The sequence below is a fragment of the Pontibacter diazotrophicus genome (assembly GCF_003367245.1).
Classification (GTDB): domain Bacteria; phylum Bacteroidota; class Bacteroidia; order Cytophagales; family Hymenobacteraceae; genus Pontibacter; species Pontibacter diazotrophicus.
Genome location: NZ_QRGR01000018.1, coordinates 19,642 through 46,286, shown reverse-complemented (window position 1 = coordinate 46,286; position 26,645 = coordinate 19,642). Strand labels below are relative to the sequence as shown.

Sequence of the window (26,645 nt, the reverse complement as noted above, 5' to 3'; positions counted from 1 at the left end):
AGCCTGTGGAGGCCGGTGCGAAGAAAATAATTTCACACTCACTTCATCTTCTTTAATATTTCTGGCACAGGCTTTGGATATATGCTAAAGACAAAGCAAATCTCCGGGCCCGGGTCCTTTGCACTGTATACTCTATCACCCACAGTTTTAAATGCAAAGAAGATGAAGAAGGTAATTCTGATGTTATCGTTAGGTGTGTTGGTTGCTGGTAGTTCTATTGCACAGCAGGCACCGCAAAAGGAAAGAAATAACCGCACAGAGCAACGTGACGGAAAAGATAAGAGAGAGCGTAAGAGCCCGGAAGAGCGTGCTGCCCTCAGAACAGCGAAAATGAGCGAGGAACTGGGGCTTAACAAATCCCAGACTAAAAAGCTGCAGGCGCTCCATCTGAAGCAGGCAAATGAACTTAAAGAGATGCGCGCGCAGTACAAGCATACAGGCAAGCGCAACAAAAATCAGAATAGGGAGGAGATGAAAGCATCCAGAGAGAAGATGCAAGCTTCCAGAGAAAAATGGGATGCTGAGTTGAAAGACATCCTCACCAAAAAGCAATATGCCCAGTACCAGGAGCAGCGTGAAGAAATGCGCGCCCAGCACAAAGAAAGAAACCGTGACGGGTACAAGGACAGAACTAACCGCCACCATTCGCAGAGAAGTTAATATAAATAATATACCTCAAGAGTTAGCGAGCAGGCAAGCCTCTTATGGTTTACCTGCTCGCTTTGTTTTTGGTGAATGTGGTATTTGAATACGGCGGAAGAAATTTATGAAAATGCTATAGTCCTTTTTTCTTTGTGGCTTTGCATGGCTAGCTCTATCACTCTGATGGTGTCACGTGCCTGATCCGGCTTTACCTCAAGTTCCTCATCACCTAAAATAGCGCTGTACACATTTTGATAGAATGCACTATAATCACCAGCTTCGCTTTCTATTTTGCCAATGATGTGCAGGCCTTCAAAATCTGTGTTCAGCTTTCCCCAGATTGCCTCCGGTTCTATACCCCAATCGGCATTGCCCTTCGGAGACTGGCCTTCTTTTAAGGCAGCTTCCTGCACATCTAAACCATATTTCAGGAAGGAACCTCTGTCTCCGTATATTTTGTAGCGGGGGCCCTGCTCCCGAACCAGCATGCCGGCTCTCAGAATTACCCGCAGGTTAGGGTAGTAGAGCATCAGGTGGAAGTTGTCTACTATCTGGCTGTCTTCCCGCTGTGTGCGGAGATCTGCAGAAACCTCAGAAGGTAAACCAAAGAGGCACAGCGCCTGGTCTATCAGGTGCGAACCGAGGTCATATAACAAGCCTGATCCGGGAGCGTCTTCTTCCTTCCAGGTATCGGGTTTTAGAAAATTACGGAACCTGTCGAAATGCGCTTCATACTCCACCACCTCTCCCAGCAGGTTTTCTGATACTATCTTCAGGATAGTTTTGAAGTCGCTGTCCCAGCGTCGGTTCTGGAATACGGTTAAAAGTTTGCCCTTACTCTCAGCCAGCGCAATTAATTCGTCGGCTTCTGCAGAGGTAACGGTAAAGGGCTTTTCCACCACCACGTGCTTTCCTGCCTGCAAAGCTTCTTTCGCCAGGCTTAGATGCGAACTGTTGGGGGTGGCCAGCACTACCAGGTCAATGGCAGCATCTTCAAAAATAGCTTTTGCACTACCTACAATCGTAGCTTCTGGGTACCTTTTATTCGCTACTGCGATGTTTTCCGGGCGGGTTTCCCTGATTTTGGAGAGGTGAAGCCCCGGTACATTGGTGATGAAGGGTGCATGGAACACGCTGCCAGCCATGCCAAAGCCGATAAGGCCTACATTAACAAGTTTGCTCATAATACGAATAGGGTGTAACGAATAGGTTGTAGAGAAGTATGCGGCTGTTAAGTTAAGCAGAAATTTATATTAATGCAGAATTCCGGTTCTAAAAAAAATTCTATTTAATTTCTTCGTTCATGGAGATAAGCATACCTGTAACGCCGTTTACCACGTCTCCCATTCTTTCAAAATCCAAAGTGTCAATGGTGTCTGTCGGCATATGATAATGCGGATTTCTCAGGAAGGAGGTATCATTTACCATCACCGCATTGTAGCCATGCTTGATGTAACTGCGATGATCTGATAAGTTTGCCAGGCCATTTGTCACCGGAAAGGCGACAGGGTATACGGGTATGGTACAATGCTTCTGCATCCGGCTGGCCAGGGTTTCAGCTACTTCTTTCTGTGAGCTGTGACCTGCTATCACAATGAAGTTGCCGGTGTTGGGAAACATGCTCTTCAGAGAAGGGTCAGGAAAATTCTGAGAGTTGGGGGCATCGCTGAAGTAGCCAATCATCTCGTACGCAATCATGTATTTAACCGGCACCTTTTCGCTTAACATCTGGCGTGCATGCACCGCGCTTCCCATTTCATCTGTTCCGAAAAAAGGCGGCTCCTCCAGGCAATAGCCAACAAACTCCAGTGTGTAGTTCAGCTTTTCTTTTTGTTGGTATGCATCTATGAGCCTTGCCGTTTCCAGCATACCGGCCACAGCGCTTGCATTGTCGTCTGCTCCGGGTTGGTCTCCGCTCACGTCGTAATGCGCTCCTATGATGATGCGTTCTTCACGCACACCTTTATAGAGGGCAGACACATTTCTGTACTTTTCCCCACTCCCCACAATGAACTCCTGGTACTCTGTTTTGTCGAAGGATAGCTTGTGCAATTCGTCATATATATAGCGCGAAGCGGCTTCTAAGGATTGCTTGTTCCGGTAGTTTCGGGCTGGCTGGAGGGAGGTTAAAAATTCCACATCCTGATAAAGTCTCTGTTTGTCTGCTTGTAGGGTCATAGTAGTTCTTCGCTTATAGATGGATGGGTGCCTATAGAAACTACGGTTAATTTGGCCGCACTGTCTGATTCTGCTTTTATTTTTGCTGTTTCGTTGTCAGATGCAAGCATCAGGAGCAGGAAGAAAGCATAATCAGAGTGAAGTAGCAGGAGTATCAGCCCTCCTTCAGGATTTAATACTTCAAGCTGTTATAAAAACAAACAGCCTGTTGTGGATTTTATTCCAAAACAGGCTGCTTATCGTCATACAATAAATCTATCCTCCCAGTTTGTTCTCCGGGTCGTCCGGAATATTGGGGAAGTTTTTCAGGAAGAAGGCACAGAAGTGGGTGAGGGGGCATTCCTCGCATTTAGGCCTGCGGGCAACACAGATGTAGCGGCCATGCAGGATAAGCCAGTGATGCGCCTTGGAAACAAGTTCCCGGGGCAGGTTAGCCACTAATTGCTTCTCTACTTCCACAGGCGTTTTTGAAGCTTTTGTTACCAGGCCCAGGCGCTTACTTACACGGAACACGTGTGTATCCACAGCCATGGCAGGCTGGTTCCAGATAACGGAAACAATAACGTTGGCTGTTTTACGGCCTACACCCGGCAGCTTCACCAGTTCTTCCACCGTGCTGGGTACTTCTGAGTTAAACTGCTCTACCAGCATTTTGCCCAGCCCTGCCAGGTGCTTGGCTTTGTTGTTGGGGTAAGAAATGCTCTTGATGTACGGCAGCACCTCTTCAGGAGTGGCGGTGGCCAGATGTTCCGGTGTAGGATAAGCCTCGAAAAGCGCAGGCGTTACCATGTTCACACGCTTGTCTGTGCACTGGGCGCTCAGCACCACAGCCAGAATCAGCTCATAAGGGTTGTTATAAGCCAGCTCTGTTTCCGGCTCCGGGAAATGCTGCGTGAAATATTCTATCAGGAGCTTGTAGCGTTCCTTTTTCTGCATAAAAAAAGTTTGCAATCAGTTAAGACTGCAAACTTAAGCTTTTTGAGTAATTTAATATGTTATCAATGGCACGCTGATGGGGTGCTTTGGCAGCACCATCTAACAGCTGTTGCATCATCAGCAAATCGGAGCAGCTCTCAGCTAGCTCTAAGTCTTGCGTTAAGGCTAACTCCAGCTGCTCGCAGGCATCGTCTGCCAACTCGTTATACACATACTGGATTAGCTCATTCTGAGTAGAGGTTTTTATCATACGCTATGTTGTTGTTTAGCATCTTCTTCCTCAGGTTGATGAGCGCATAGCGCATACGACCCAAGGCAGTGTTGATGCTCACACCGGTAGCGTCTGCTATCTCCTGGAAACTCATTTCTGCGTAATGCCGCATCATAAGCACCTCCCGTTGCGTTTGGGGCAACGTTTGGATAAGCTCGCGCAAGCGGGCATGCGTGTCCTCTTTTATCTGGAGAGACTCCGCAGAATCCTCCGAAAAAGACATATTGTTGAACACATTGCTGCCATCTTCCAGCGTGATCATCGGGCTCCTTTTCTCTTTACGGAAATGGTCGATTGCCAGGTTATGGGCAATGCGGCAAATCCAGGAAGAAAATTTACCTTCTTCGTTATAACGGCCGCTTTTCATGGTATGGATCGCTTTGATAAAAGCATCCTGAAGCAGATCTTCGGCTGTATAAGAGTCTTTTACTATTAAATAAATTGTTGTGTATACTTTGTTCTTGTGCCTGTTAACTAGTTGTTCAAACGCACTCTCCTTACCTGCGATATAGAGCGAAATCAAAGCAGAATCACTCAGCTGGGTATTTGTATTCATCTTAAAGCTACATTAGGTTAACGTAAAGCTTTATATCATATTGTTGCGTTTACTAGTTAGAACAAATTTTATTCTGAAGTGTAGATCAAATATAGATAATGCGTTTTTCATGTGCAATAGCTTGTACTGCTATTATGAAAAAAAAATCGGAAAATTATACAGTCACCTGTGCTCCTGTCGTTGTGCCGAATGCCTGTACCTATACTTGTACTTGCAACAAAAACAGCGCCAACAAAAGTTAAACCTTTTATTGGCGCTGTATGGAAGGACTACTGAACGGAATATAATTGCTATGCTACTGCATTGAAAAGCTTCATCTTTATCTGGAAAACTCTTGCGATGCTGGTGGCTTTTTGTTTGGCTTCGATCGCCTTGTCACCTTCAAAAAGAGTATCTATAGTATGGCTAAAGAGGCTAATCCAGCGGTCGAAGTGCTTTACTTCTATAGGGAGGCGCAGGTGCTTTGGGAAAGGCTGCCCTCTGTAAGCCATTTTCCCCAGCAGTACAGTGTTCCAGAAGTTATACATTACAGGCAGGTGGGTTTGCCAGTTCACCTGGGCAAAGTTGTTGAACACAGGCGACAGAAGCTCGTCCTGGTTTACTTTATCGTAAAATGTGTCTACCAGCAGTATGATGTCTGCCTCGGTTTCTATGTCTCGCTTCATCTCAGATCCTCTGCTTATTATGTGTCATGGGTTCAGGACTTTAAAGTGCAATTTTACTCACATCTGTGCTTTAAAAAAATGACATGCATCACCTTAGGCAAATCAGTGAAGAAGTTGTGTAACAGCAAAAGGAGATTAGGCGAAAGAGAAGAGAAGCCCTGTACTTCATGCGACCGATGAAAGGAACTGGAGGGGCATAAAAAATCCTTCGAAAGAGCTGAGGAATCTTGCCGAAGGATGGTTGAAAAAAATAATGAATAGTTTTTTATCTTCTGCTGTAACCTTTAATGCGGTTTAGAATCAACAACAGGCGACGGTTAATGTCACGCTCCTCTACAAGTGAGCACTGGGCTGAAATGTGCGTCGGCTTTTGAAGTTTAGCCTCTACGTTTTTCAGGTGCTCTAAGTAGCACTCCACAGTAGAGCAGGAAATGTTCTTGTAAACATCTTCCTCCGGCTTATTCTCCTTTTTATACTTAAGATTAATAGCCTTTGCGATTTCCGTATTGATAAGTTTTGTTACAGCTACGTCAGTTGTAATCTCCTGTTGAGACACCTTTCTTTCGATGTTCTCCAACAGGTTTCGAATGTCAAGTACTTCCATGTAGTCAAATCATTTATGTTAAAAAATTAATTACTGTGTCCGATAAAGGTACGCATCGGAAACATGTGAGTTCCCTTGGAAAAGTATTGTTTACAGAGAGAGCATGCAGGAGCCTTTTTCATAACTTTAAGATATAATATAGGTTATATTCTCTTAATTCAAAGCGGGCAGAAGCCTCTGCGGCACCTTTTCCTGGGGCGCCATTATCGGGGAATTTTTATACTTCTGTTTTAGCCGTTATGTTACGGTAATGAGCTTTTTATTAATCCGCTCTCTTTTAACCCGATGCGGAAGGTAAAAGTGCCCGGACGGCAAAAAGGCATGAGGCGCTCTTCTAAGCCACTACCCGAACGCGGCAGTCATTCAACCACTCCAGTGCGTCGTGTTCATTTGTAAAATAGCGTACTGTCAGAAAAAGTGAGTGCCTCACAAGTTCCGCTGCAGGCACTGTTATTTGCACCAGGCTCTCACGCTGTAAAGGCGTCATCAGGTATGCTATAAAATTGCTGCCGCCTAATTGCTCATTTGCGGCAGGCACAAAAACATGGGTAAACCAGTCCTGCTCCTCTTCGGTGGATCTATTGCGCAGACGCAGGTCGTGGAGCCAGAAATGAGCATCCTGTTGAGCGGCAAACTGCAGGGCAGCCATATAACCCTCTGAGAACTGAGGTAACTCCACAGGCATACGCCACCTGCAGAAAAGTACTCGCATATCCTGCTGATAACTCAGGTGCAGGAAAGGGAGCTCTGATTTCTCAATAAAGGCCATATGCTGACATTTTTAGCGTCGTTAAGCATTGCGTAATAATGCGGGAGTTCTTACGTGTAAACAGAACCGTCTATAACGCATGAAAATATGCTATAAAAAATAGAACTCACTTTTTCAGCTTCCTCAAGCCGAAGGATTCAAAGCTTTAGAACAGCCTTAACGAACAGGTTATATGCAACTTACGCCTAACTATAGTATACGTCATAAAAACAACATGGTATAATAATTTATAGAAAATTAACCAGATATTTTATAATTAATTCGTTTGCTGTTTTGTGGAGCCTTTGCTGTAGTTTTGTCTTTTATAATGAAAGGCAGCATGAAAGAAGAGGCACGCAGCAAGCATGATCCGTATGCTGTGCTCCGCCTACCGGAGTTTCGTTTGTACATTGTAGCTCGCTTGTGTATTACGCTGGCCATGCAGATTCAGGCGGTGATAGTGGGCTGGCAGATCTATGATATTGCCCAGGACCCGCTCTCGCTGGGGCTGATTGGGCTGGCAGAGGCTATTCCGTCTATTGTGGTGTCGTTGTATGCGGGCTACATAGCAGACACGGTATCGCGCAAAAAAATTATTATGGTGGTGGTAACGGCGCTGCTGTTTTGCTCTGCGGCACTGCTGTATTTTACGCTGGACATAAGCAACGTGCTGGCGCAGTACGGTACGCTGCCCATCTACCTTGTTATTTTTATCAGTGGCATTGCCCGCGGATTTATGGGGCCGGCGATATTCTCTTTCATGCCGCAGTTGGTAGCAAACAAGCAGCTGTACGGCAATGCCATTACCTGGAGTAGCACTACCTGGCAGGCAGCATCGCTGGCAGGGCCGGCTGCCGGTGGCCTTATCTATGGCTTTGCCGGTATTACGGCCGCCTATACAACTGATGCGGCCCTGGTGCTGCTCTCCCTGTTAGCTTTTGCTTTTATTGGTGCCAAGCCATTGCCGGAGAACATCAACCCGCAGAATTTGAAAGACAGCCTGCGCTCCGGCATTAAGTTCGTATTCGGGAACCAGGTGATTCTGAGCGCCATTTCGCTGGATTTGTTTGCGGTGCTGTTTGGCGGAGCGGTGGCCCTGCTGCCCATCTTTGCGTCTGATATTCTGGAAACGGGGCCGCAGGGGCTTGGCTTCCTGCGGGCTGCTCCGGCCGTAGGCTCTGTGCTGATGGCGGTGCTGATGGCCTATTACCCTATCAGGGCGGATGCCGGTAAAAAGATGCTGTGGTCCGTGGCGGGTTTTGGTATGTGTATTATCCTTTTTGGCCTTTCTACCAGCTTCTGGTTCTCTCTTGTGCTGCTGGCTCTGAGTGGTGCCTTCGATAGCATCAGCGTTATTATCCGCTCCACGCTCATCCATACCCTTACGCCCGAATATATGAAGGGCCGGGTATCGTCGGTGAATAATATTTTTGTGGGTTCTTCTAACGAAATTGGAGCTTTTGAGTCTGGTTTTACGGCGAAGCTGATGGGGGTGGTACCTGCTGTGTTGTTTGGCGGTATCATGACGCTGGTGGTAGTGGGTGTTACCGGTTTAAAAGCGGATAAGCTACGCACACTTGATCTCAGCCCTGAACCGGAGATGGAGCCTGCCTGAGCAGGAACTCTCCTAAAATAAGAAAGCACCGCCCTCCTCTTTAAAAGGATAGCGGTGCTTTTTTGTTTTTGGGTTTAAGCTGTTTTCTACTTAGAAGCAGCAGCAGTTTCTTTAGGCGCAGACTGGCCGGTGGTTTTGTTGGCTTTTCGAGGACGTCTGTTGCCATACGTTCCTTTTGTTATTTTCCCTTTTCTTGATTTTTTATCTCCTTTTCCCATAAAATAGATTTGTTTAGATAATAGTTGATACCTTCTGCATACGAGTAGCACGCCACCACAGGTTCAGGTTTGTTCATTAATCCGGTAAAGTTGTTAACATAAGCCGCTGTGCCCGGAGTCCCTGGCTATTTTAATGAACAACAGCGAAAGCAAAGAGGCGGCGACGCAAAACTAATTGTGCTGCTGAAGTAGGTAACTAAAAGGCCGCGGCGATTGTTATACACCACGGATTTACCTGCTGAGAGTGGTGTAACAAAGCCCTTCAGATTGAGGTTATCTATTCGTATCTTTACAAATTAACTTTTTAAGAGAAAATGGCTTCTAAAAGGTTTGCAAAGATTTGCTAAACCTTTTTTCTGGCCGCTTTTTATATGGCAAACATACCTGACTATAATATCGACGAGCTTGACGCCCGCCAGAACATTATCATCAAAGGGGCCAGAGTGCATAACCTCAAGAACCTGAGCGTCGCGCTGCCCCGCAATCAGTTTATCGTTATCACGGGCTTGTCCGGCTCTGGCAAGTCTTCACTCGCTTTTGATACCTTGTATGCCGAAGGGCAGCGCATGTATGTGGAGAGTTTGAGTTCTTACGCACGCCAGTTTCTGGGCCGTATGGATAAACCTGATGTAGACTATATCAAGGGCATCAGCCCGGCCATTGCCATTGAGCAGAAGGTAAGCATCAAGAACAACCGCTCCACCGTGGGCACCAGCACCGAAATATATGATTACCTGAAGCTGCTCTATGCCCGCATTGGCAAGACCTACTCGCCGGTGTCCGGGGAGGTGGTGCAGAAAGATTCAGTGGCCGATGTGGTGGATTTTATCTTTTCCCTGGAGGACGAGGCGCGCGTGATGATTCTGGCGCCGTTGCACCAGCACACGGATCGTTCCCTGGCAAAAGAGCTGGACCTGCTGCTGCAGAAAGGGTATTCCCGCATCTACGCCAATGGCCAGGTGTACTTTATTGAGGAGCTGCTGGAGGAGAAAAAGCCGAAGCTGGGCAAGGAGGTGTATATTCTGGTGGACCGGGCAGTGATTTATAAATCAGATGAGGACCTTCAGTTTCGTATAGCAGACTCCATACAGACAGCTTTCTTCGAAGGCCATGGGGAGTGCCGTGTCATCTTTGGCGAAGAGGAGCGCGTGTTCTCTGACCGCTTTGAACTGGATGGTGTTGTGTTTGAAGAGCCGTCTGTTAACTTCTTCAGCTTTAACAACCCCTATGGTGCCTGCCAGACCTGCGAGGGCTTTGGCAGCGTGTTAGGCATAGACCCTGACCTAGTAATACCGGACAAGAGCCTGACAGTGTACGAGGGAGCCATAGCGCCCTGGCGTTCCGACAAGATGAATGAGTGGCTGCAGCCGTTGGTGAAAAACGGTATCCGCTTTGACTTCCCGATTCACCGGCCTTACAACGAGCTGACAGAGGCAGAGCAGGAGTTGCTCTGGACGGGCAATAAATTTTTCGAAGGCCTCAACGACTTCTTTAAACACATACAGGGGCAGACGCACAAGATACAGTACCGCGTAATGCTGTCGCGCTACCGTGGCCGCACCACTTGCCCGGAGTGCCGCGGCTCGCGCCTGCGCAAAGACGCCAGCTACGTGAAAGTGAATGGCAAAAGCATTACCGACCTGGTACTGATGCCACTGACGCAGGTGCTGCCATTCTTTAGGAACATAGAGTTAACGCAGCACGAGCGCAATGTGGCCGAACGACTGGTGACGGAAGTTGCTAACCGCCTGAGTTATCTGGAGCGGGTGGGGCTCGGCTACCTTACCCTCAACCGTCTTTCCAATACCCTGTCGGGTGGCGAGAGCCAGCGCATTAACTTAGCTACTTCGTTGGGCAGTGCCTTGGTGGGGTCTATGTATATCTTGGATGAGCCCAGCATTGGTCTGCACCCAAAAGACTCAGAGCAATTGATTGGGGTGTTGCGCACGCTGCAGCAGTTGGGCAACACCGTGATTGTAGTAGAGCACGAGGAGGAGATGATGAAGGCTGCAGATCAGCTCATAGACATCGGGCCTGAGGCTGGCTCCGGTGGCGGTAATCTGATGTTCCAGGGTACTTTCGAGGAAATGACCAGGAGTACAGATACCTATACTGCCAAATACCTGAGCGGCAGAATGGAGGTACCTGTGCCGTTGCAGCGCCGCAAGTGGCGCAATGCCATTGAGATAACGGGCGCCCGCGAGAACAACCTGAAAAACCTGAACGTGAAGTTCCCGCTGGGCGTGATGACGGTGATAACAGGCGTGAGTGGCTCCGGTAAATCAACGCTGATTAAGAAGATACTGTACCCGGCCATGCAGAAGCTGCACGGCTCCACCGCCGAGGCAACCGGTAAATTTGACAAGCTGGGCGGCGATTATGGCAAAATTGACCATGTGGAGTTTGTGGATCAGAACCCGATCGGCAAATCGTCGCGCTCTAACCCGGTTACTTATGTAAAGGCTTACGATGCTATCCGAACCTTGTATGCGGATCAGCCATTGGCGAAGTCGCGTGGATTTAAGCCGTCGCACTTCTCATTTAACATTGAGGGCGGCCGCTGTGAGGTATGCCAGGGCGAAGGGCAGGTGAAGATTGAGATGCAGTTTATGGCCGACATCTACCTGACCTGCGAGAGCTGCCACGGCCATCGCTTTAAGCAGGATGTGCTCGATATCAAGTACAAAGAGAAAAGCATATCAGAAGTGCTGAACATGACGCTTGCCGACAGCATTGATTTCTTTGCTGATCAGGTTAAGATTTCTGAGCGCCTGAAACCGCTGGATGATGTGGGCTTGGGTTATATCCGCCTGGGACAGTCGAGCAACACCTTATCAGGTGGCGAGGCGCAACGCGTGAAACTGGCATCCTTTTTAACCAAAGGCGCAACCTCGCACCACGAGAACATCCTGTTTATCTTCGATGAGCCCAGCACTGGCCTGCACTTCCACGACATCAGCAAGCTGCTTACCTCCATGAACGCGCTCATCGAAAACGGCAACACCGTCGTTATCATCGAGCACAACATGGACATCATCAAGTGCGCTGATTGGATCATAGATTTAGGTCCGGAGGGTGGTACTAACGGTGGACATTTGCTGTTTGAAGGTACTCCGGAAGAAATGGTGAAACTGGAGGATAATGATACAGCGAGATTCTTGAAGGGGAAGGTGTAGAGGGTTTGAAATATAGATTTAGTGAAGCCGCAGAGACAGTAGTGTCTGCGGCTTTTGTTTTTCTGAATGGCAGAACCGGGTCAAACCACCCCTACCCCTCCTTGTCCAAGGAGGGGAGTTTGACAGCTTAACTTAGAGCTTCCGATATCTCTTTTGTCTGCTTAATATTTTCTTAACTATCAAAGTTAGGCAACTCTGCACATGGGTTTCCTAAATCCTTACTTACATAACTTCCTTTGCAGTGGCACCATTTAAACTGCCAACCTAGCATCAATACCGTTAGAGGCTGCAAACTCCCCTCCTTAGACAAGGAGGGGCAGGGGTGGTTAGATACGTCTGCCTTTAAATATAACTACTTCAACTTCCACTCCGGTCTAACAGTGTCAATTCTGCTCATCAGGCAAACTCCCTCCCCTGTTTTTAGGGGAGGGCTGGGGTGGGGTTAAACCAGAAATTGTTAAATTGCCACATTGGAAGCTAAAATTCCAAAAAGGAGTATACACAAGTATATAAGAACATCATCAACAAACAGATAGAACATGAGAAAGAAAATTGTTGCAGGTAACTGGAAAATGAATAAAACCTATGAGGAGGCGCTTTCGCTGGTATCGGAAATCGATAATATGGTGAAAGACGAAGTGAACGGCGATGTGACCGTGATCGTGACGCCACCTTTCCCTTACCTGCAGAGCGTAGGCAAGCTGGTGCAGGGCAACGATAAGATGCACTTGGCAGCACAGAACGTAAGCGAGTACGAAAGCGGTGCCTATACCGGTGAGGTGTCGGCGAGCATGCTGAAGTCTGTGGGCGTGGAGTATGTGATTATAGGCCACAGCGAACGCCGCCTATACCACCACGAAGATGCCCAAACGCTTTACAAGAAAATGAAACTGGCCATTGCCCAGGGCCTGAAGCCGATTTTCTGCTGCGGTGAGCCGCTGGAAGAGCGTGACGCAGACCGCCACTTCGAGTATGTGGGCCAGCAGCTAAAGGACAGCGTTTCTTATCTGAGCAACGAGGAATTCAACCAGATTGTGGTGGCCTACGAGCCGATTTGGGCGATAGGCACCGGTAAAACAGCCAGCTCACAGCAGGCGCAGGAAATGCACGCCTATATCCGCGAGCAGTTGTCGCGCATGTTCGATGCGGAGGCTGCTTTTAATTGCACTATTTTGTACGGTGGCAGCTGCAACCCAGGCAACGCACAAGAACTGTTTGCGCAGGAAGACATAGATGGTGGCCTGATAGGAGGAGCCTCTCTGAAGTCCAGGGACTTTACCGACATCATCAAATCCTTCTAAATTGTAAAATAAAGTGCAAAAAAGGCTGCCGATTGAATCAATCGGCAGCCTTTTTTGTGTAACTAATAGTTATATTTGAGCAAATATTCATATATTACAATGCGGATATATTTTATTTTCTGGATGGCCTTGCTGCCCCTTTTTAATTCGCCGGCAACAGCTCCTGCACCAGCCAGGGAAGCAATTGTTGAAAGGGATTATTGTGACATTTACGGAGCAGTATACCTGGAGCGGGACCCAAGATACAAGAATGATGCGTCCAAAATCGTTTATCTAAATGAGGAAGAGGCTTTTGCAAACCTGGTGGTGTACCGCGAGAATAACAAGCTCTTTGCCGATGGCACAGGCATCTGGTTTATTACTCCCAGCAAGGCGTTTGCCAATCACATCCTTTACGTGACGGAACAACGCCACCAGGCTGATTTTACTGTGTATTTTACCGACATGCGTTCTTCTGCCACTTGTCGTGATTAATATTTAAAGATGGATTTTATAGAAGTTGCTTTAAAAGTGAACGCGGATTTCGCGGACATACTAACTGCCGAGCTCGGGGAGCTCGGCTTTGATGCTTTTGTGGAGACAGAAGATGGCTTTAACGCCTACATAGAAGAAGACCAATTCAGCGAAGAGGCACTGCAGGAAACGCTGCAGCATTACGCTGAATTTGTGGTAGTTACGTATAACGTACAAAAAATTGAACGCCAGAACTGGAACGAGGAGTGGGAGCGTAATTTCGAGCCCCTGTTCATTGGCGGGCTGGTGTCTGTCCGGGCTTCTTTCCACCCAAAGCCGGAGCAGGCAAAGTACGATATCGTCATTAACCCGAAGATGTCGTTTGGCACGGGCCACCATGAAACCACCACGCTCATGATTGAGAACCAGCTAACGCTGGACCACCAGGGCAAGCGTGTACTGGACATGGGCTGCGGCACAGGTATACTGGCCATTATGGCCGGAGAACTGGGCGCTTCAGAGATTGTGGCGGTGGAAATTGAAGACTGGACCGTAGAGAATGCCCGGGAGAATGCGGAACTCAACAACTACGGCCACATTGATGTGCGTTTAGGTGGTGCCGAAACAATTGAAGGGGAGAAACCTTTCGATGTTATACTGGCCAACATAAACCGCAACGTTTTACTGGAAGACATGCCGGCCTACAAGGCCGTGCTGAAGCCGGAAGGCTGGCTGCTCCTGAGCGGCTTTTACACCGAGGACCTACCCGTGCTCCAGCAGCGAACTGAGGAGCTGGGGCTGCAGTATAAATCGCACCGGGAAAAGAATAACTGGGTATCCGCCCTGTTCAAAGCTAAATAACCTATACCCTAAGCCGTACCCTTATGAAACGACTTTTACCCCTTATTTTTCTATTGGTAGCTTTTACGGCGCAGGCGCAGACAAAGCTCTCTAACAAGCCTGCTGATTTTATAGGAGATGTAAAAACCCTGTTAACAGCGGGGAAGGTGGCTGATGCTGAAAAGCTCTCTGCTGACATGGAAGGGGTATGGAACAGCGGAAAGCTTTCCTCCAAACAGCAGCAGCAGATTATGGACATCAGCCAACTCATGTACCGCAAACGCATAGGCAGCGCACAGTTTGGGCAGTTCTATACCATGGTTACGGCAGGTGTCAATAACAAGAGTATGCGCGCCGACCAGGTAGACAAAATGCTGGAGGTAACCGAAAAAGCCGTACAGCAGGAGGATGCAAAGCGCCTGGGTCAGTTCCTGACTACTTCCAGTTCATACCTGAGCAATAACCTCCTTTATCAGAATTCCTATTATAAGTTGCTTTCCTCAGGCGGCAGTTTCAGCTTTGCCTATGAGGGCGCCAGCAAAGCAACACCCGAAGAAGCTGAAGAGAGCAATGGCTGGGACAGTGTGTCCTGGGACGATGAGGGGAAAACACAGGAAGAGGCAGTGGAGGATGATGACTGGGGTATTGTAACGGCCACTCCTAAAAAAGAGGACAAGAAAAAAACAGCCCAGGCACGCAAAGAGAGCCTGAAGCGACAGTTTTTACCTGCGCAGCCCAAAGTGTCAGGCCCGGTGCTGAAGTTAGAGAAGACAGACCTCACCTTTGTCACCCCCTGGGATTCTGCTTCTATCAACAACACGCAAGGACAGTTGATGCTGGTAAACAACCTTTTTGTAGGGGAAGGCGGTAAGTTCGAGTGGAAGCTAAAAGAGGAGCCTGCTTCGGCGGAAATTCGCAAGTATAACTTCAATATATCCTTTGCCGGTTTCAAGGCGCCGGATGTTACGGTAGCTTACCCGGCTGTGTTGGCTGCGCCTGTCGATGGTGCCTTTGAGTGGATTAGCAGCAAGCGCAAAACCAGTAGCTATCCTTATCCTAAATTTAATTCCTTCACCAGCGATGCGAAAATAAACAACTTAGGCCCTCAAGTTGCCTACAAAGGCGGTTTCTCGTTGGTAGGTAACGCTATCGGGAGCAAACCAATGGATGGCAGCCCTTCCGAAATCGTAGTGTCACATAATGGAGAGCGCAAATTCCGTTCCTTAGCCAGAAGCTATTCTTTTGAGGATTCACTGTTGCTGGCGAACCGTGCGGCTGTTGCTATCTACCAGCAGAAGGACTCGCTTGTGCACCCTGCCATGCAACTGCGCTATTCCCGCGTAAATCAGGAGCTGACGCTAACAAAGGATAAAGGGGCTTATGCTGATGCGCCTTTCATCGATAATTTTCATCAAATGGAAATTATGGCCGAGCGCCTGCAATGGAAACTGAATGAGCCCAATGTCGAGTTTTCAGTTTTAAATTCGAAGACACTGGTGCCGGTGCAACTGGAGTCTATGGAATACTTTTCCAATAGCCGTTACCAGCGGCTGGTGGGGGTCGCGCAGTTTCACCCCTTGCAGATATTGGTTGGTTACGGGCTAAAGGCTAAAACAAAGACATTTTATGCCTCCGATGTAGCGAAAACAACAAAAATAGGTGAAGCAGCTATAAAAGAGGCTGCCCAAGCCATGTCGTACCAGGATTATGTAAGTTACGATCCGGCTTCAGGTTACATTGAGCTAAAACCCAAAGCCTTGCATTATGTGGGTTCCTCCCGCGATGCAAAAGACTATGACCATATCATCATCAAGTCTGTGGTGCCCTCAGGCCGTAATGCCACCCTTAACCTGGACGATAACAAACTGACAGTTCGGGGAGTGGATCGGATCGTCTTCAACAACGACACGGCCAGCGTATACATGCTGCCGCGCGGAAACGAAATACGCATCCTGCAAAACCGCGATATTGAATTCAACGGCCAGGTATACGCCAGCAGCCTTGCTATTAAAGGATCTGACTTTAAATTCAACTACAAAGACTTTACAATAGAGCTTGCCAATATAGACACCGTGGCACTGGTTACAGGTAAGCGGCGCGGTCGTAACGGCAACGTCACCGACCAGGTGCTAACGAGTAACAAAGGAGGTATGTCGGGTACGCTGTATATCAACAAACCCGGCAACAAATCAGGTAAGCAGTATTTCGCAGAGTACCCTAAGTTTGATGCTGTGTCGGGGGCGAGGGTTGCTTTTGCCAGACCAGATGTGGCGGGCGGTGCTTATGACAGCACCATATACTTCGAGATGCCGCCTTTTAAATTAGATAGTCTGAGCTCAACCAAAAATGCGATTGGGTTTGATGGCACATTCAATTCAGGGGGTATTTTCCCGCCTATCAAAACAAAGATGGTGATGATGCCGGACGAAACCCTTGGCTTCTATTATCAGCCGGGGGAGAAAGGTTTACCGGCTTACGGTGGCAAAGGGATGGTGTATGACACTATTATGATGAACTCAGGCGGTATCCAGAGTAAAGGAACGCTAACTTACCTGAACGCTACGCTGGAGGCTCCGGCATACACATATTATAAAAACGGAGTTACAGCAGAAGGAGGAACATCCGTAACCATGACAGAAGGCCAGCACAATGGGGCAGAATACCCGGTAGCAACTCTTCAGGGCTTCAGCATGAATTGGCAAACACAGGCCGACACCATGTACCTGCAGACGGTGAATGAACCGATGAAGCTCTACGAAGAGGGCTTCGCTCTTACAGGAGTAGCCAAGCTTACGCCCGGAGGGTTACAAGGCAGTGGAGTGGTAGATAACCCGGTAGCCAACGTTACCTCTCAGGAACTGACCTTTAAGCAGCGTAGCTTCAGCGGCAACCATGCCCAGATGCTCGTTAAATCTGATGTAGAGGGAAGACCGGCGGTAAAGGCGCAGGATGTTGCCTTTGCTTACGATATGGTTGGGGGGGTAGTTGATTTTGCAAGTGAGCAGAAGGGCGTTGCCAATATGGAGTTCCCGAAAGCGCAGTACAAAACATCGATGAGCAGTGCCCGCTGGGATATGAAGGAGCAGAAGGTAGCCTTAAAAGCCGATGAGAACGGTGGTAAAAACTGGTTCTATTCGCTGCATCCTGCCCAGGAGGGATTGCGTTTTATAGCTGCCAGCGGAGAGTATGATTTGAAGAGCAATAATTTATTAGCGGGCGGTGTGCCTTACATTGCCGTTGGCGATGCCCATATGGTACCAGACAGTGGCAGAGTGGCTGTGGCCGCCGATGCTACTATACAGACACTGCGCAATGCACTTGTGCTGGCTGACTCTACCCAGCAATACCACCGGTTCTACAAAGGGAACATTGATGTGCTCTCGCGCACAGCTTTGAGGGGAAGTGCAGTGCTTGACTACTACAATGCTGCCGCCGACTCATTTCAGCTGCAGTTCTCTGACTTTGTATATGGCGACCCGACGGAGAACGTGGAAGGGAAAAAGGCGAAAAAAGAGAAGATAGCCTACACGTTTGCTTCGGCGAGTATGGAGGAGGATAAACCTTTTTACGTTTTCCCACGCATCCTTTACCGCGGCAAGGTAATGATGCGTGCCCCAATCCAACACCTGGATTTTGATGGCGAACTGAAAATGAATTTTACCGGCAACCCGGATGACTCGGAGTGGTTCCCTTACAAGAAAGACAGCCTGGACCCTATGAATGTGCGCATACCCATTATTGAGCCGAAAGCTGCCGATGGTACAATGCTGCATACCGGATTGCACATAGGAGCCGGATCAGGTAAGATCTATAACACATTTGTATCCAGAAAGCAGGCGGAGGATGACCTTGATCTGTTTACAGTAGATGGACTGCTCTCTTACAACAACGACCGGAAGGAGTTTAAGATCGGGCATGAGAAGCGTGCTTATGGCGATGCTTATGAAGGTAGTATGCTGATTTATAATGAAGAGGCCAACGCGGTGCACTTCGAAGGTAAGTTGAACCTGCTGAAGCCAGTAAAGAATTTTGCTGTAGAAGCATCCGGTAGCGGCAATGCCCGAATGGACAGTAGTGAATATGATCTGGATGCGTTCCTTGTATTCGATATGGACGTGCCGGAAAAAGCACTTGCTGCAATGGCTGCTAACCTGCGGGCTGGTGCTGCCGGCGCCGCACCAGCAATAGAAAACAGCGATGCTTTACTGTATAAGTTAGGAGAATTTGTTGGTGATAAAGAAGTTCGCCGTTATGTGCAGCAAAGCGCCACTTCCCATGTGCCACTGCCGAAGTTGTCGAAAAAATTAATGCGCAGCCTGATACTAAGCGATGTAAAGCTACAGTGGTCGAACGACCACAGGGCATGGTACAGCGCAGGCAGCATTGGCCTGGCCAGCATCCTGAAAGAGGATGTGAACACGCGCATGAACGGCTACATAGAAATGCGTGAAGACATGAACGGTTTGCCGGCTGTAAACTTATACCTTCAGTCGGACCCTTACACCTGGTACTACTTCAGCTTTTTTGAAAACGGCATGACCATGGCTTCTTCTGATGATAAGTTCAACAAGGCTGTAGAGTCTAAGGCAAGAGGTAGCCGGGGATCTACCAGTAGCTATGGCATATATGCTGGCGCTCCTATCGAGAAGAATGAGTTTGTACAATACTTCCGCGACAACTACCTGAACGGGGAGGAAGGTTTTAAAGTGGCCACAGAGCAAGTGATAATAGAACCAACCGGGAACTTTGACTACCTGGAGGAAGAGCCCAAAAAGAGTAAGAAAAAGAACCGAAACGACCCGAGCGAGGAAGAGCCAGAAATAGACATGCAATAACCAGGAACTATAAGCCTACCGTATAGAGTTAGAGGGAAACTTAAATTTTGGACTGTAGAACAAGATTTGCCTATATTTGGGCCTCTTTTCGCTCTTATTTTACCGTGCTTTTGCCTCAGGCAGGCTGGTGCCTCAGGCAGGCTGGTATCCTGTAAGAGCAAGTCCTGGGACAAAACAGATAATTCATGGATATACTTTTAATAGCTGGACTGTTTGTAGCTGCATACCTGATTGGCTCCATCTCATCAGCAGTCTGGATCGGTAAAGCTTACTATGGCATCGATATCCGGAAGCACGGCAGTGGCAATTCAGGAGCCACGAACACTTTCCGGGTGCTGGGCAAGAAGCCGGGTGCCATTGTCATGCTGATTGATATTTTCAAAGGGTGGACCGCCACCTCGCTCGCCGGCTTCCTGATTATTTATGATGTTGTGGCACCAGAGAACCTGGTGATCTATCAGCTCATTATGGGAGCCCTGGGTGTAGTTGGGCATATTTTCCCGATCTACGAACGCTTTAAAGGCGGTAAGGGCGTAGCTACCTTGTTGGGTATGATGCTGGCGATAGAGCCTATAGTAGCGCTGATGTGTATCGCTATCTTCGTTATCGTGCTGTTCACCTCTAAGTATGTTTCCCTTGGATCTATGATCGCGGCACTGGCTTTTCCGATATTGCTGCTCTTACCACGGTTTCACCCCGAAAATCCAATCCTTATTGTGTTCGGGTTCATATTGTTTGCCGTTGTGGCGCTCACGCACCGTAAAAATATCAATCGCCTGATTGCAGGGGAGGAGAGTAAGGCAAACATCAAACTGGGACGCAAGCGCTAAACAGAGCTGTTAGCTATCAGAAAATAAATAAAACAAAAGCCATCCTGCCTCGCACGGATGGCTTTTTTGCAACTTGAATCAAATCAAAGTACCTTATAAACTATGAACAAATACATCAACGACAACAAAGACCGCTTTGTAAACGAACTGCTGGACATGCTGCGGATCCCATCGGTAAGTGCCGACCCGAAGTTTAAAGAGGATGTGCTGCGCACGGCAGAGTTTGTAAAACAGCGCCTGACAGAAGCCGGCGCGGATCATGTGGAACTATATGAAACTGCCGGTAACCCGGTTGTGTATGGCGAGAAAATAGTGGACCCGAACCTGCCAACAGTAGTAGTATATGGCCATTATGATGTGCAGCCGGCAGACCCTTATGAGTTGTGGAGTTCTCCGCCCTTTGAACCAGTCATAAAAGACGGAAAGATCTACGCCCGTGGCGCCTGCGACGATAAAGGGCAGATGTACATGCACGTGAAAGCCTTTGAGACAATGGTGCAAACTGGTAACTTGGCCTGCAACGTGAAGTTCATGATTGAAGGCGAAGAAGAAGTAGGCTCCACCAACCTGGCCACCTTTGTGAAAGAGAACAAAGACAGACTAACGGGGGATGTCATTCTTATTTCGGACACAGGCATGCTGGGTAACGACACGCCTTCCATTACCACCGGCCTGCGGGGCCTGAGCTATGTAGAGGTAGAGGTAACAGGCCCTAACCGCGACCTGCACTCTGGCCTTTATGGCGGGGCGGTAGCAAATCCCATCAATATCCTGTGCCAGATGATAGCTTCGCTGCACGACGAGAACAACCACATCACCATACCGGGCTTTTATGATAATGTGCAGGAGCTGAGCCAGGAGGAACGTGCAGAAATGGCGCGTGCTCCCTTTAGCCTGGAGAAGTATAAGCAGGCGTTGGAACTTAGCGATATTCACGGTGAGGCAGGATACGTGACCATGGAGCGTAACTCCATTCGCCCCGCCCTGGATGTGAATGGTATTTGGGGTGGCTATACCGGTGAGGGCGCTAAAACAGTAATTGCCTCTAAAGCCTATGCCAAAATATCAATGCGCCTCGTGCCCAACCAGTCATCTGAGGAAATTACGGAGAAGTTTAAGAGGCATTTCGAAAGCATCGCTCCTAAGAGTATAAAAGTGGTGGTGAAGCCGCACCATGGCGGAGAACCAGTAGTGACACCAACAGACTCTGTTGCGTATCAGGCTGCTTCAAGAGCCTACGAAGAGACGTTTGGCGTGAAGCCGATTCCGGTACGCAGCGGTGGTTCTATTCCGATCGTGGCAATGTTTAAATCCGAACTGGGTTTGGATTCTGTGTTGATGGGTTTTGGCCTTGACACAGATGCCATTCACTCCCCGAACGAGCACTTCGGCGTGTTTAACTTTATGAAAGGCATCGAAACAATTCCGCTGTTCTACAAACACTTTGCGGAGTTGAAGAAGTAAAAAACATAATGCGGGATGTTGGATAAGAGACTAAGGAAGCCTTCTGTAAAAGTCAGCCGAAAGCAGTTGGCTGCATGTTGGCTCTGTGTGAAAGTCCTTTGTCTTACGTTCTTTTTCGTATATATATAAAGAGGCCCGGCTGTTTTGCAGCCGGGCCTCTTTTGCTAACGCCGCATCATTTCTACGGCGCTGGGTGGTTGTATCAGGTAGCCGAAGCTAAGGTTAAAACCGAAGTTCTTCTGGTCTAAATCTTTGGAGAAGGACCGTAAGCCGCCTGTGTTCCGGAAGCTCATGAAAAACCCGTTATCCAGCATAATGCCTATGCCAGCTGTATAACCATAGTCGAAGCGGTTTATGTTGTCTGAATTATACGTAATAGGCTGCCCCACGTCAGGGTTTACGCCTGTTGTACTGAAGTTAATGTCAGAACTGGTGGCCACCAGGTAACCTGCGTATGGTCCGGCCTCTGCAAATAAGCCTCCTTTCTGGATCTTGAGCAGCAGGGGGAGTTTTACGTAATGCAGCCGCAAATCTCCGTTCGCCGTTACGCTGGGGTTAACGGTATAGGCATCATAAGTAAATCCTTTCTGGTCGTAAAGCAACTCTGCCTGCACGGCCAGCCGCGACACAAACTCATAGCTTACAACCGGACCCGCATGGAAACCGGTAAAATAGTTCATGTAATCATTTGAGCCGTCGTCGCCATAGGCTCGTGTAAAGCCGCCGCCCGCCTTTCCGCCATAGCGGACATACTGAGCCTGCGCCATCAAAATAGGAACAAGGGTGATACATATAAGAAGGATTAATTTTTTCATGTTAGGGCCTGTAAAGTTTGGGTATAGCTTAAGCTTGTTTACTATGGCTGATAGAAAAGGGTTTATAAGGACAGAAGATACCATAAAAAAAGCCAGCCTCACCCAATAGGTGAGGCTGGCGAAATACAGCAGAAAAGGTATGCTGCAGTTATCTGGTTAACGAGAGGCCGACAGTCAGCATGATCACTGAATTACGGGCGTTCCTGATATCTTCGTCAAAATAATTAGCAGGAGTATCGTCTACAAAATCGTTAAAGCTGCCATTGTAACGCAGGCCAATGGTGAAACGTTTGCCTGCTGCCAGCCCAACACCTGCAGCATACCCTAGCTCAAACTTTCTCATGTTGTCTCTGTCTATTACAGTAGTGTTAGAAGAGGCAAGTTCATTGTCGATGTATAAGCTGGTTTCATCTTTTACACTTAGCAGGTAAGATGCCTGCGGTCCAGCCTCAAAGTAAATGGGGCCTGCCTTAATCTTAGCGAATATTGGCAAGTCGATATAGTCATAATTCACTTTTCCTGTCCGGCGGAGTGTTTGGTTTAAGTTGTTTGTATACTCCTCATCGCTGTTCTTAAATCCTTTGTTAGAATAAAGGAGCTCCGGCTGAATCGAGAAAAAGTTGTCAAGTACAGGAATGTTCAACGTAACACCTGCATGAAAGCCGAATTTATTCTCGTAAAGTGATTCGTTTCTTAAATCGCCTTCAAGGTTAGAAAGGTTTGCTCCACCTCTGATACCAAAACCAGATTGAGCCTGAGCTGCCGTAAGTGACACCAGCGCAAAAACAAAAAGGGATAATAGCTTTTTCATAATCATAATTGGTTAGTTATATACGCTCAATGCGAGCAATATACGGGTTAATAAAAAAAGTAGTTTTTGTGAAATACTTACCAAACAGGCCACAACTGCTGAAGTTACATCATAGATGAACACCTCTGGTTATTGCCTGCAGGCCCTCGCATGCATGCTAACGGGAACATTACAACAAACAGGCCAGAGTATAGTCTGAGTATATATATTGATGAAGAATATGTAGGAGGGCTATTTAAGAGGGTAAACAGCCGTTAAGAGTAAGAATGAAAAAAGCCCGCGGTAAGGCGGGCTTTCGATTTCATAGTTTCATGTTGTACTAAGGCAAGTCTTATTCTATTTCTGTTTCCGTTTCGTATTCTGTTTCTGTCTCGTATTCTGTTTCGACTGGTGGTCGTTTTTTGGCCGGGAACAGGTAGCTTACTGTCAGCATGAATACGTTACTACGGATATTAGGTATGTCGTCGCTGTTGTTTATGTTGGAAACTTCACCGTTATACCGAACACCTATATCCAACCCGAGCCTGGTAGCTGCAAGGCCTACACCGGCAACGTAGCTAAAACTAGCGCGCCTTAGTAGTTGGTCAGGGTTGTAGAGGTGTACAGGATCATCTTTATCGGAATTCACTGTGTCATTTATTCTGACAGATACCTGCGGGCCACCCTCAAAGTAAATAGGACCAGCATCTATGCGGGCTAAAACAGGTACATCAATGTAATCCAGTTTTAGCTCAAAGCCTGTTTCTTCATACTCGGCTCCTTTTTGAGAATAAAGTATTTCCGGGTGTATCGTCAGGAAGCTGTCTGGCGTAACAATAAACCGCGATGTAAGGCCTGCGTGAAATCCATATGTTCTATCCAGGTTATCAACGTTACTACCTGAAATACCAGCGTAGTTAAGTCCTCCCCGGAATCCAAATCGCGGTGCCTGCGCCTGTGCAGCAATCACCGTGATTACCATAAAAGCAAAAAATGTAATAATCTTCTTCATTCACTTACTCGTTTAACTCGTTCGTGAAAAACACTAAAAACAAAAAATCCTGCCAGAGTACTAAAGCTCTTGCCTGATGTAAAGCTATTACGCAGCAAGTTTATAAAAGTCTGAACCTCACCTCTATTTTTGGTGATATACAATTGAAAACAAGGTAACCTTAGGAAAGCTTTAGTGAACAAAAAGCGCGGGTACGTAGTAACCTGTCGCTCCTGTTCAGTGCTATTCTGGAAGTGTGGAAGGTGTATAACCTAGCCAGCCCAGCCTTCCCGGTCGAGGCTGCGGTACTGGATTGCCTCCGCCAAATGTTCAATTTTAATGTTGTCGGTTCCGGCGAGGTCTGCGATGGTCCTGCTCACTTTCAGGATGCGGTCATAGGCGCGGGCGGAGAGACCAAGGCGCTCCATGGCTGTTTTGAGCAAGGTGCGGCCTGCCTCGTTTATCTGGCATACTTCCTTCACCATTTGGGAGGGCATCATGGAATTGGAGTGCACCTGCGGCATATCTTTGAAGCGCTCAATCTGCAGTTTACGTGCCTGCTCTACCCGCTCCCGCACAGAGGCGCTGTCCTCTGCTTTACGTGTGGCCGTCATCTCGTCGAAGGTTACGGGTGTTACCTCCACGTGCAGGTCGATACGGTCTAAGAGCGGGCCACTTACCTTGTTCAGGTAGCGCTGCACTACACCTGGTCCGCACACACATTCTTTGTCAGGGTGATTGTAATAGCCACAGGGGCAAGGATTCATGCTGGCCACCAGCATAAAGTTAGCTGGGAAATCCAGGGAAGTTTTAGCCCGTGCAATGGTAACACGGCGCTCCTCCAATGGCTGGCGCATTACTTCCAGCACCGTGCGCTTGAACTCGGGCAGCTCATCCAGAAAAAGTACGCCATTATGTGCCAGCGATATTTCTCCGGGCTGCGGATTACTGCCTCCGCCCACCAGGGCTACATCCGATATGGTATGGTGCGGCGAACGGTAAGGGCGTGTTGTCAGTAAAGAAGCTGCCTCGCCCAGCTTGCCCGCGACAGAATGTATCTTTGTTGTCTCCAGCGCCTCGTGCATCGAGAGGGGCGGTAGGATAGAGGGCAGGCGCTTGGCCAGCATCGTCTTACCGGCACCCGGCGGACCGATCATAATCACGTTATGGCCGCCCGCTGCGGCAATCTCCAGCGCGCGCTTAATATTCTCCTGCCCCTGCACATCGGCAAAATCAGCAGCGTATTGGTCTGCAACACTTTGGAAAATATCTCTTGTGTTGATGACCACCGGAGTTATCTCACGTTTCCCATCCAGGAATTCAACAGCCTCTTGTATGTTATTCACCCCGATGACATCAAGATTATTGACAATAGCGGCTTCTGTGGTGTTCTGGGCCGGGAGTATGATGCCTTTGAAGCCTTCTTTCCGGGCTTGTATGGCAATAGGCAGTACGCCCTTGATCGGGCGCAGCGAACCATCCAACGAAAGCTCTCCCATGATCATGTACTGCGATACTTTTTCGGAGGATATCTGACCGGAGGCAGCCATCATGCCCATGGCAATGGTCAGGTCATAGGCAGCGCCTTCTTTGCGGATATCAGCAGGGGCCATGTTAATCACCACCTTCTGCCGGGGAATTTTATAGTTAAACTGCTTGAGCGCGGACTCAATACGTTGCTCGCCTTCTTTTACTGCGTTATCAGGTAGCCCTACCAGAAAATATTTTGTGCCGGCGCTAACATTTACTTCTATGGTGATGGTATAGGCATTAACACCCTGAACGGCGCTTCCGAAGGTCTTGATGAGCATGTATTTCCGCTTTATTGTATATAACTTTATGAATACTACGGGGCGGAACATCAGGTAGGTTCAATAGATTCCGAATCAGCCTTAAAAGAGTGAAAACAGCACACTGCCTTCTCGCAGTCAGAAGATACTTTAAGCATAGTATATAACAGCACAAACAATAAAGGATGCAGGGGAATGTAAAAAGGCCACGGCTATAATTGCCTGTGGCCTTTGGTGCTTAAAACTGTATGTAGTTATAAAGCTGTTGAGCAGGTATAAACTATGTCAGTTTCTGCTCCAGCAGCAGTATCAGGATATGAATCACTTTAATATGGATTTCCTGCACCCGATCAGCATAGCCGGAATGCGGTACGCGCACCTCCACATCGCAGAGAGGTGCTAGCTTACCGCCGTCTTTGCCTGTCAGGCCAACTACCTTCATACCTTTTGCTTTGGCTACCTCTGCTGCCTTAATTATGTTGCCGGAGTTTCCGCTGGTGCTGATAGCCAGTAACACGTCTCCGGTGTTTCCTAATGCCTCAAGATAGCGGGAGAACACAGCATTATAGCCGTAGTCGTTACTTACGCAGCTCATGTGGCTCTGGTCTGCGATGGCGATGGCGGGCAAGGCACGGCGGTCGTTGCGGTAGCGGCCCGTGAGTTCCTCAGCAAAGTGCATGGCATCGCACATAGAACCGCCGTTGCCGCAGCTGAGTATTTTGCCGCCGTTGCTTATGCCTTCGGCCATAACATTTGCTGCCTGTTCAATGGAAGCAATGTTTTTGGTATCAGCCAGAAAAGCGGTGAGCACTTCCTGTGCCTGCGTCAACTCTGCCAGTATGGTATTGGATGTCATTTTCGTGTATCGGTTCTATAGTTAAGCCTTTTTTTTTCGCCTCAGACCTTTTGTTCCTGTTGGTGTTGAAT

23 protein-coding genes are annotated in these 26,645 nt (G+C 48.1%); 9 read left to right on the top strand and 14 right to left on the bottom strand.

The features are described from left to right. Positions 1 to 162: 162 nt before the first annotated feature. Positions 163 to 660 carry a DUF4890 domain-containing protein gene (locus DXT99_RS16020; RefSeq protein WP_181885148.1) on the top strand — a complete coding sequence of 166 codons (498 nt, stop codon included), beginning with the start codon at positions 163 to 165 and terminating at the stop codon, positions 658 to 660. Positions 661 to 764: 104 nt separating this feature from the next. Here the strand turns inward: DXT99_RS16020 and DXT99_RS16015 are convergent, their stop codons facing one another. The 8 genes from DXT99_RS16015 to DXT99_RS15980 all read right to left on the bottom strand — a co-directional run bounded on the left by DXT99_RS16015 (position 765) and on the right by DXT99_RS15980 (position 6,621). Further along, positions 765 to 1,826 carry an oxidoreductase gene (locus tag DXT99_RS16015; protein WP_115566588.1) on the bottom strand — a complete coding sequence of 354 codons (1,062 nt, stop codon included), beginning with the start codon at positions 1,824 to 1,826 and terminating at the stop codon, positions 765 to 767. A 100-nt stretch (positions 1,827 to 1,926) separates the two neighbouring features. Further along, positions 1,927 to 2,820: a M28 family peptidase gene (locus tag DXT99_RS16010; RefSeq protein ID WP_115566587.1), complete on the bottom strand. Its 894-nt coding sequence runs from the start codon at positions 2,818 to 2,820 to the stop codon at positions 1,927 to 1,929. 255 nt (positions 2,821 to 3,075) lie between these two features. Continuing rightward, the gene (gene nth / locus DXT99_RS16005) at positions 3,076 to 3,756 is read right to left on the bottom strand and encodes an endonuclease III (RefSeq protein WP_115566586.1); all 681 of its coding nucleotides are present in this window, start codon (positions 3,754 to 3,756) and stop codon (positions 3,076 to 3,078) included. A gap of 19 nt (positions 3,757 to 3,775) precedes the next feature. Continuing rightward, entirely contained in the window at positions 3,776 to 4,006 is a 231-nt protein-coding gene (locus DXT99_RS16000) for a hypothetical protein (protein ID WP_115566585.1), read from the bottom strand. Then, positions 3,981 to 4,583 (bottom strand): RNA polymerase sigma factor, encoded by a 603-nt coding sequence (locus DXT99_RS15995; RefSeq protein WP_115566584.1) that lies wholly within the window; start codon positions 4,581 to 4,583, stop codon positions 3,981 to 3,983. Before DXT99_RS15995 ends, DXT99_RS16000 begins: the two co-directional genes overlap by 26 nt. A 290-nt stretch (positions 4,584 to 4,873) precedes the next feature. Next, positions 4,874 to 5,248, bottom strand: a complete 375-nt coding sequence (locus tag DXT99_RS15990; RefSeq protein WP_115566583.1) for a group III truncated hemoglobin — start codon at positions 5,246 to 5,248, stop codon at positions 4,874 to 4,876. 265 nt (positions 5,249 to 5,513) lie between these two features. Further along, positions 5,514 to 5,852, bottom strand: coding sequence for a hypothetical protein (locus DXT99_RS15985; RefSeq protein ID WP_115566582.1), 339 nt, complete (start codon positions 5,850 to 5,852; stop codon positions 5,514 to 5,516). A gap of 334 nt (positions 5,853 to 6,186) precedes the next feature. Beyond that, positions 6,187 to 6,621, bottom strand: a complete 435-nt coding sequence (locus tag DXT99_RS15980; protein WP_115566581.1) for a hypothetical protein — start codon at positions 6,619 to 6,621, stop codon at positions 6,187 to 6,189. 319 nt (positions 6,622 to 6,940) lie between these two features. Between DXT99_RS15980 and DXT99_RS15975 the strand changes: the two genes are divergently transcribed. Further along, positions 6,941 to 8,215 (top strand): MFS transporter, encoded by a 1,275-nt coding sequence (locus tag DXT99_RS15975; RefSeq protein WP_115566684.1) that lies wholly within the window; start codon positions 6,941 to 6,943, stop codon positions 8,213 to 8,215. An 86-nt stretch (positions 8,216 to 8,301) separates the two neighbouring features. Here the strand turns inward: DXT99_RS15975 and DXT99_RS15970 are convergent, their stop codons facing one another. Then, positions 8,302 to 8,433, bottom strand: coding sequence for a 30S ribosomal protein THX (locus DXT99_RS15970; RefSeq protein ID WP_115566580.1), 132 nt, complete (start codon positions 8,431 to 8,433; stop codon positions 8,302 to 8,304). A 371-nt stretch (positions 8,434 to 8,804) separates the two neighbouring features. On the opposite strand from DXT99_RS15970, the gene uvrA reads away from it, so the two are divergent. From uvrA to DXT99_RS15935, 7 genes are all read left to right on the top strand, one after another. Continuing rightward, entirely contained in the window at positions 8,805 to 11,609 is a 2,805-nt protein-coding gene (uvrA, locus tag DXT99_RS15965; RefSeq protein WP_115566579.1) for an excinuclease ABC subunit UvrA, read from the top strand. A gap of 539 nt (positions 11,610 to 12,148) precedes the next feature. Further along, on the top strand, positions 12,149 to 12,910 hold the full coding sequence (gene tpiA, locus DXT99_RS15960; RefSeq protein WP_115566578.1) for a triose-phosphate isomerase: 762 nt from the start codon (positions 12,149 to 12,151) through the stop codon (positions 12,908 to 12,910). Positions 12,911 to 13,009: 99 nt separating this feature from the next. After that, on the top strand, positions 13,010 to 13,384 hold the full coding sequence (locus DXT99_RS15955) for a DUF6150 family protein (protein WP_115566577.1): 375 nt from the start codon (positions 13,010 to 13,012) through the stop codon (positions 13,382 to 13,384). Between the two features lie 9 nt (positions 13,385 to 13,393). Then, positions 13,394 to 14,224, top strand: coding sequence for a 50S ribosomal protein L11 methyltransferase (gene prmA, locus DXT99_RS15950; protein WP_115566576.1), 831 nt, complete (start codon positions 13,394 to 13,396; stop codon positions 14,222 to 14,224). 23 nt (positions 14,225 to 14,247) lie between these two features. Continuing rightward, on the top strand, positions 14,248 to 19,038 hold the full coding sequence (locus DXT99_RS15945; protein ID WP_115566575.1) for a hypothetical protein: 4,791 nt from the start codon (positions 14,248 to 14,250) through the stop codon (positions 19,036 to 19,038). A gap of 185 nt (positions 19,039 to 19,223) precedes the next feature. After that, the gene (gene plsY, locus DXT99_RS15940; RefSeq protein WP_115566574.1) at positions 19,224 to 19,868 is read left to right on the top strand and encodes a glycerol-3-phosphate 1-O-acyltransferase PlsY; all 645 of its coding nucleotides are present in this window, start codon (positions 19,224 to 19,226) and stop codon (positions 19,866 to 19,868) included. Between the two features lie 102 nt (positions 19,869 to 19,970). Continuing rightward, the gene (locus tag DXT99_RS15935; RefSeq protein ID WP_115566573.1) at positions 19,971 to 21,332 is read left to right on the top strand and encodes a dipeptidase; all 1,362 of its coding nucleotides are present in this window, start codon (positions 19,971 to 19,973) and stop codon (positions 21,330 to 21,332) included. A gap of 164 nt (positions 21,333 to 21,496) precedes the next feature. Here the strand turns inward: DXT99_RS15935 and DXT99_RS15930 are convergent, their stop codons facing one another. The 5 genes from DXT99_RS15930 to lpcA all read right to left on the bottom strand — a co-directional run bounded on the left by DXT99_RS15930 (position 21,497) and on the right by lpcA (position 26,574). Then, positions 21,497 to 22,147: a porin family protein gene (locus tag DXT99_RS15930; protein WP_115566683.1), complete on the bottom strand. Its 651-nt coding sequence runs from the start codon at positions 22,145 to 22,147 to the stop codon at positions 21,497 to 21,499. Positions 22,148 to 22,295: 148 nt separating this feature from the next. After that, entirely contained in the window at positions 22,296 to 22,958 is a 663-nt protein-coding gene (locus DXT99_RS15925) for a porin family protein (protein ID WP_115566682.1), read from the bottom strand. Between the two features lie 331 nt (positions 22,959 to 23,289). Next, positions 23,290 to 23,949, bottom strand: a complete 660-nt coding sequence (locus DXT99_RS15920) for a porin family protein (protein ID WP_246000768.1) — start codon at positions 23,947 to 23,949, stop codon at positions 23,290 to 23,292. Between the two features lie 251 nt (positions 23,950 to 24,200). Beyond that, positions 24,201 to 25,739, bottom strand: a complete 1,539-nt coding sequence (locus tag DXT99_RS15915) for a YifB family Mg chelatase-like AAA ATPase (protein WP_115566572.1) — start codon at positions 25,737 to 25,739, stop codon at positions 24,201 to 24,203. Between the two features lie 259 nt (positions 25,740 to 25,998). After that, positions 25,999 to 26,574 (bottom strand): D-sedoheptulose 7-phosphate isomerase, encoded by a 576-nt coding sequence (gene lpcA / locus DXT99_RS15910; RefSeq protein ID WP_115566571.1) that lies wholly within the window; start codon positions 26,572 to 26,574, stop codon positions 25,999 to 26,001. Positions 26,575 to 26,645: the final 71 nt, after the last annotated feature.

Bases quoted from the DNA above. Each gene is read 5' to 3' on its own strand.
- DXT99_RS16020 (WP_181885148.1), top strand. From the start codon at position 163: ATGAAGAAGGTAATTCTGATGTTATCGTTAGGTGTGTTGGTTGCTGGT.
- DXT99_RS16015 (WP_115566588.1), bottom strand. From the start codon at position 1,826: ATGAGCAAACTTGTTAATGTAGGCCTTATCGGCTTTGGCATGGCTGGC.
- DXT99_RS16010 (WP_115566587.1), bottom strand. From the start codon at position 2,820: ATGACCCTACAAGCAGACAAACAGAGACTTTATCAGGATGTGGAATTT.
- nth (WP_115566586.1), bottom strand. From the start codon at position 3,756: ATGCAGAAAAAGGAACGCTACAAGCTCCTGATAGAATATTTCACGCAG.
- DXT99_RS16000 (WP_115566585.1), bottom strand. From the start codon at position 4,006: ATGATAAAAACCTCTACTCAGAATGAGCTAATCCAGTATGTGTATAAC.
- DXT99_RS15995 (WP_115566584.1), bottom strand. From the start codon at position 4,583: ATGAATACAAATACCCAGCTGAGTGATTCTGCTTTGATTTCGCTCTAT.
- DXT99_RS15990 (WP_115566583.1), bottom strand. From the start codon at position 5,248: ATGAAGCGAGACATAGAAACCGAGGCAGACATCATACTGCTGGTAGAC.
- DXT99_RS15985 (WP_115566582.1), bottom strand. From the start codon at position 5,852: ATGGAAGTACTTGACATTCGAAACCTGTTGGAGAACATCGAAAGAAAG.
- DXT99_RS15980 (WP_115566581.1), bottom strand. From the start codon at position 6,621: ATGGCCTTTATTGAGAAATCAGAGCTCCCTTTCCTGCACCTGAGTTAT.
- DXT99_RS15975 (WP_115566684.1), top strand. From the start codon at position 6,941: ATGAAAGAAGAGGCACGCAGCAAGCATGATCCGTATGCTGTGCTCCGC.
- DXT99_RS15970 (WP_115566580.1), bottom strand. From the start codon at position 8,433: ATGGGAAAAGGAGATAAAAAATCAAGAAAAGGGAAAATAACAAAAGGA.
- uvrA (WP_115566579.1), top strand. From the start codon at position 8,805: ATGGCAAACATACCTGACTATAATATCGACGAGCTTGACGCCCGCCAG.
- tpiA (WP_115566578.1), top strand. From the start codon at position 12,149: ATGAGAAAGAAAATTGTTGCAGGTAACTGGAAAATGAATAAAACCTAT.
- DXT99_RS15955 (WP_115566577.1), top strand. From the start codon at position 13,010: ATGCGGATATATTTTATTTTCTGGATGGCCTTGCTGCCCCTTTTTAAT.
- prmA (WP_115566576.1), top strand. From the start codon at position 13,394: ATGGATTTTATAGAAGTTGCTTTAAAAGTGAACGCGGATTTCGCGGAC.
- DXT99_RS15945 (WP_115566575.1), top strand. From the start codon at position 14,248: ATGAAACGACTTTTACCCCTTATTTTTCTATTGGTAGCTTTTACGGCG.
- plsY (WP_115566574.1), top strand. From the start codon at position 19,224: ATGGATATACTTTTAATAGCTGGACTGTTTGTAGCTGCATACCTGATT.
- DXT99_RS15935 (WP_115566573.1), top strand. From the start codon at position 19,971: ATGAACAAATACATCAACGACAACAAAGACCGCTTTGTAAACGAACTG.
- DXT99_RS15930 (WP_115566683.1), bottom strand. From the start codon at position 22,147: ATGAAAAAATTAATCCTTCTTATATGTATCACCCTTGTTCCTATTTTG.
- DXT99_RS15925 (WP_115566682.1), bottom strand. From the start codon at position 22,958: ATGAAAAAGCTATTATCCCTTTTTGTTTTTGCGCTGGTGTCACTTACG.
- DXT99_RS15920 (WP_246000768.1), bottom strand. From the start codon at position 23,949: ATGAAGAAGATTATTACATTTTTTGCTTTTATGGTAATCACGGTGATT.
- DXT99_RS15915 (WP_115566572.1), bottom strand. From the start codon at position 25,739: ATGCTCATCAAGACCTTCGGAAGCGCCGTTCAGGGTGTTAATGCCTAT.
- lpcA (WP_115566571.1), bottom strand. From the start codon at position 26,574: ATGACATCCAATACCATACTGGCAGAGTTGACGCAGGCACAGGAAGTG.